This is a genomic window from Bradyrhizobium canariense (assembly GCF_019402665.1).
Lineage (GTDB): Bacteria > Pseudomonadota > Alphaproteobacteria > Rhizobiales > Xanthobacteraceae > Bradyrhizobium > Bradyrhizobium canariense.
Genome location: NZ_VSST01000141.1, coordinates 1 through 5210, shown reverse-complemented (window position 1 = coordinate 5210; position 5210 = coordinate 1). Strand labels below are relative to the sequence as shown.

Below are 5210 nucleotides of genomic sequence, written 5' to 3'. Positions count from 1 at the left end.
GCTCCATCCGGGCTACCGCCGATCACTACGACCGCAACCCCGGCGCTTCCTGCCCCGTGCGCGCGACATATTCCGTGTAGCCGCCGCCGAACTGGTGGATGCCTTCGGGCGTCAGCTCCAGCACGCGGTTCGACAGGACGCTGAGAAAATGCCGGTCATGCGAGACGAACAGCATGGTGCCCTCGAAATCCGACAGCGCCGTGATCAGCATTTCCTTGGTGGCGAGGTCGAGATGGTTGGTCGGCTCGTCCAGCACCAGAAAGTTCGGGGGATCGAACAGCATCTTCGCCATCACGAGGCGCGCCTTCTCGCCGCCCGACAGCACGCGGCAGCGCTTCTCGACGTCGTCGCCGGAGAAGCCGAAGCAGCCGGCGAGCGCGCGCAGAGAGCCCTGCCCCGCGGTCGGAAACGCATATTCGAGTGACTCGAACACCGTCTGCTCGCCGTCGAGCAAATCCATCGCATGCTGCGCGAAATAGCCCATCTTGACGCTGCCGCCGACCGCCACGGTGCCATCGTCCGGCTCGCTCGCGCCCGCGACGAGCTTGAGCAGCGTCGATTTGCCGGCGCCGTTGACGCCCATCACGCACCAGCGCTCCCTGCGGCGGATCATGAAATCGAGCCCGTCATAGATCCGCTTGCTGCCGTAGCCCTTGAACACCTTCTTGAGCGCAACGACATCCTCGCCGGATCGCGGCGCCGGCGGAAAGTCGAACGCAACCGTCTGGCGGCGGCGCGGCGGCTCCACCCGCTCGATCTTGTCGAGCTTCTTCACCCGGCTCTGCACCTGAGCTGCGTGAGAGGCGCGCGCCTTGAACCGCTCGATGAACTTGATCTCCTTGGCGAGCATGGCCTGCTGGCGCTCGAACTGCGCCTGCTGCTGCTTCTCGCTTAGCGCCCGCTGCTGCTCGTAGAACTCGTAATTGCCGGCGTAGGTGGTGAGCGAGCCGGAATCGATCTCGACCACTTTCGAGATCACGCGGTTGATGAACTCGCGATCGTGCGAGGTCATCAGCAGCGTGCCTTCGTAATCGTGCAAGAACTTCTCCAGCCAGATCAGGCTTTCGAGATCGAGATGGTTGCTCGGCTCGTCGAGCAGCATGACATCGGGCCGCATCAGGAGAATGCGGGCCAGCGCCACGCGCATCTTCCAGCCGCCGGACAGCTTGCCGACGTCGCCGTCCATCATCTCCTGGCTGAAGCCGAGGCCGGACAGCGCCTCGCGCGCGCGGCCGTCGAGCGCGTAGCCGTCGAGCTCCTCGAACGCGTGCTGCACCTCGCCGTAACGCGCGATGATCTCGTCCATCTGGTCGGCCTTATCAGGGTCGGCCATCGCGGTCTCGAGTTCGTGCAGCTCGGCCGCCACCGCACTCACCGGTCCCGCCCCGTCCATGACCTCGGCCACGGCGCTGCGGCCGGCCATCTCGCCGACGTCTTGGTTGAAATAGCCGATGGTGATGCCGCGATCGGTCGAGACCTGCCCCTCATCGGGCGGTTCCTCGCCGGCGATCATCCGGAAGAGCGTGGTCTTACCGGCGCCGTTCGGCCCGACGAGCCCGATCTTCTCGCCCTTGTTGAGGGCGGCGGACGCTTCGATGAACAGGATCTGGTGGCCGGCTTGCTTGCTGACGTTGTCGAGGCGGATCATGGGGTCTTTTTGGGGGATTGTTGCGTTGCAGCGTCAATAGGCCATGCGGGCCGCCAGGGGAAGCCCGGCCAGGCCCGGATCAGCCCCGTCTGCCGCCAAATTCGCGCAATTCGACCCGCAGCTTAGGCCTTATAGACCTCGACCGTCTGCATCATGCCCATCTCCTCATGGTTCATCATGTGACAGTGGAGCATGTAGACGCCGGTGAAATCGATGAAGCGCGAGCGGAACACGACCTGGCCGCCCTTGCGCTCCACGATCACGGAATCCCGCCATTCCGGCACCGCCAGCGCCTTGCCATTGGCCGAGATCACCTGGAACGGGTTGGTATGGATGTGGAAGACGTGGTCGTCATGCTCATGCGTGTTGACGATGGTCCACTCCTCGACCGCGCCCAGCTTGACCCGCTGATCGATGCGGCCGGGGTCGAACTTCTTGCCGTCGACGAAGAACTCGAATTCCTGCCAATGGCCGGCGGCGTCGGCCTCCGGCGCGGTCGCCGACAGCACCACCTTGCGGCGGTTGGTGATCTCGGAGTCCTTGATGGTCGCGAGCGGAGCCGGCGGCAAGGCGCGCGGCAGCTTCATGTCCATCGGCGCGCCCGAGACCACGACCCGCGCCAAGGGCCCGACCGGCGAAGGGTGGCCCTGATCGTAGGGCGTGGCGTTGAAGGCGTAGGTGCCGGGGCTGCCTGCCTTCACCAGAATGTCGGCGCGCTGACCGGGCGCAATCAGGACCTGCTTGAGCGGCTGCATGGCGCCGAGCTGGATGCCGTCATAGGCGATCGCTTGCAGATCGTGCTTCTCCAGGTCGAGCAGCATGTCGTCCTGATAGGCGGCATTGAGGATGCGCCAGCGCTGCACCTCGCCGGGCCGCATCTCGATCATTGGCCGGCGTTGGCCGTTGATGGCGAGAAAGCGCGTCGCGGTCTCGGGAAACAGCGTCTCGAAATTCTCGACCATGCCGTTGGAATCGTAGACCACCTGGGTGAGCACCATGAGCCGTTCGCGGGCTGTGGCGATCTCGGGAATTTCGGCGAAATCACCCTCGATGACGACGGCGCCGACCATGCCAGAGGACATCTGGATGTCGGCGCTGCCGTGGTGATGCGGGTGATACCAGTAGGTGCCCATGGTGTGATCGGCCGGCAGGGTGATTTCGATGTTGTAGCTGCGGCCTGGCGCCATCGAGCGCATGACGTTGTCGGAAATCCCGCTCGGGCTGGTATGCGCGCCGTGGAAATGGAAATTGGTGTTGTTGAACTGGTGCGGATGGCTGATGTCGGCCGGCAATCCATCGCGGTTCGGCGGCAAATCGTTGATCATCTTGATGCGCAGGGTATCGCCGGGTTTCATGCGCAAGGTCGGGCCGGGGCTGCCGCCCTCATAGGACCTGACATAGAGCCTGACGCCGCCGATCTGGCGATAGGCATAGCCGACGCGCATGGTCGTGCTCAGCACGCCATTGACGGACCGCCGCACCTCGGGCTCGACCAGCGCTTGGTCCATGGCGGGAACGGGCGTTTCAGCGACCATCCCCATGCTCGGCGACATGTCCGCGGTGTGGGACATGCCCGCATGGTCGTGCACGGCGTGCTGGGCATTTGCGGCACCTGCGAACAGCGACAACGCGCCCGCCTTGAGACCGCAATCCAGCAATTGACGGCGCGACAATGTCGTCGTGCCCATGGCGCTGGTGACTGAAGACGCACCGTTCGGATCCTGCTGCATTTGAATTGCGCCCCCTGTTGCCGGACCGTCTTCCGTTCGATTCGACTCTAAAGCAAGCACCAAACCACAATTCGAGGCGCAAGCGCACCACATTCATTGGTTGTAAACCTCCTCAGCCGTTCTATCGTCGCAGGATGCATCGTGACGGATTCGCGCTGGCGCTGACCTATGCCCTCCGGACATCGCATGCTGGCCGCATCCCGATGTTCTCGAAACTCTGTACAAGGATATGATCATGAGGCCTTCGCGACGTGAGTTCGTGAAGTGGTTGTCGGCGGGAGGCATCTCGGTCAGCCTGTCACATCTGGCGTCCGCAGCCGGCGTGCCCTTCGCAGCGCACGAGACGCTGCCTGGACGCGGCAAGTTCAATCCCGCGACGGCGGGCGCCGGCCGGATCGACGGCGTCGCCAAGGTCACCGGTGCGAAGCTTTACGCTTCCGACTTCCGCGCCAATGATCTGCAGGGCTGGCCGCAGGCCACCTCGCACGCCATCCTGGTCCGCGCCAACGACGCCACGCATGTCTATACCGGGCTGGACCTCGCCCGCCTCGGCGGCGCGCTCAAGCCGTCGGTCGTGGTGACTGCCGCCGATCTCGACCGGATCGGGACCCAGGTGCCGGAGTTCTACGCGGGCGACCTGTTCTGTCCGATCGGCAAGACGCCGCTCTATCTGGGACAGCCGGTCGCGCTTTTGATCTTCGAGAAGTTCGACGCCTTCGATCAGGCACGTCTGGCGCTACGCGACGGCACGTTCGTCCAATTCGGCGAGGAGACCGGGCCAGTCGTCGTCCCCGATTACGGGGCCTTCCGCTTCACCCGCGTGGCAGGCCCCTCGCCTGACAAGCCGGATGTCTATTCGCCGCTCCAGGCCGGCTGGGTCTCGCCCAAGAAGGTCCAGAGCGCGGCGCTGCCAGTGTGGTCGCCGCTCGCGAAGGACATGCCCGCGGATTACGCCAAGGCGGCGAAATATGGCGAGCAGATCCGTGCCGAGCTTGCAGCGGATGACGCCTCCATGCTTGTGCTCGACCGCGAGTTCGAGACGCAATCGGTCGACCCGATGTTCCTGGAGCCGGAATGCGGGCTCGCCTGGTACGACGGCAAGGGCGGCAATCTCGAACTGCTGTTGGGCGTCCAGTCGCCCTACGAGGCGGCGGAATCGATCGCGCATCTCTTGGGCAAGGCCCGCGCGCCCTACAAGCCGGCGCACATCAACGCGCAGTTCGCCCATGTCGGTGGCGGCTTTGGTGGCCGCGATCACACGCCTTTCATTCTCTATGTTGCGCTCGCGGCGGTCTGCTTTCCCGGCAAGCCCGTGCGGCTGGCGCATGACCGCTACCAGCAGTTTCAGGCCGGCATCAAGCGCCATTCGATCAAGATGCGCTCGCGCATCGGCATCGATCGCGTGACCGGCAAGATCAAGGCGTTCGCCGCCGATCACGTGCTCGACGGCGGCGGGCTCGCCCATTTCTCGGCCAGCGTCGCCGTCGTCGCGGCCACCGGCGCGATCGGCATCTACGACATTCCGAAGGTCGACGTCAGGACCGTCGCGGTGCACTCGCGCGGCGTGAGCGCGGGCTCGATGCGCGGCTACGGCATCCTGCAAGCCATGACGGCCCTGGAGGTCCTGATCGACGAAGCGGCATCCGAGCTCAAGCACGATCCGATCGAATTCCGGCGGCGCAACGCGCTGCCGCAGAACGGTCGGACCATGACGGGCAATCCCTACATCGTCTCGGTGCGCACGCCCGAAATCCTCGACAAGCTCGAGAAGCATCCGATCTGGCAGCAGCGGGCGCAGTTCAAGCAGACCTCGTCGGATCGGCTGGTCGGCA

At 64.8% G+C, this 5210-nt stretch carries 3 protein-coding genes; 1 reads left to right on the top strand and 2 read right to left on the bottom strand.

The genetic code is table 11. The features are described from left to right. Positions 1-25 precede the first annotated feature (25 nt). Complete coding sequence (locus tag FXB41_RS40330) at positions 26-1648, bottom strand: ABC-F family ATP-binding cassette domain-containing protein (protein ID WP_007591795.1); 1623 nt, start codon at positions 1646-1648, stop codon at positions 26-28. 122 nt (positions 1649-1770) lie between these two features. Next, the gene (locus FXB41_RS40325; protein ID WP_219685715.1) at positions 1771-3378 is read right to left on the bottom strand and encodes a multicopper oxidase family protein; all 1608 of its coding nucleotides are present in this window, start codon (positions 3376-3378) and stop codon (positions 1771-1773) included. Between the two features lie 235 nt (positions 3379-3613). Between FXB41_RS40325 and FXB41_RS40320 the strand changes: the two genes are divergently transcribed. Continuing rightward, on the top strand, positions 3614-5210 hold a 1597-nt coding region (locus tag FXB41_RS40320; RefSeq protein WP_219685714.1), incomplete at its 3' end, for a xanthine dehydrogenase family protein molybdopterin-binding subunit.

What these genes read in the sequence shown, in the direction of transcription:
- FXB41_RS40330 (WP_007591795.1), bottom strand. Translation starts at nt 1,648, where the DNA reads ATGATCCGCCTCGACAACGTCAGCAAGCAAGCCGGCCACCAGATCCTG.
- FXB41_RS40325 (WP_219685715.1), bottom strand. Translation starts at nt 3,378, where the DNA reads ATGCAGCAGGATCCGAACGGTGCGTCTTCAGTCACCAGCGCCATGGGC.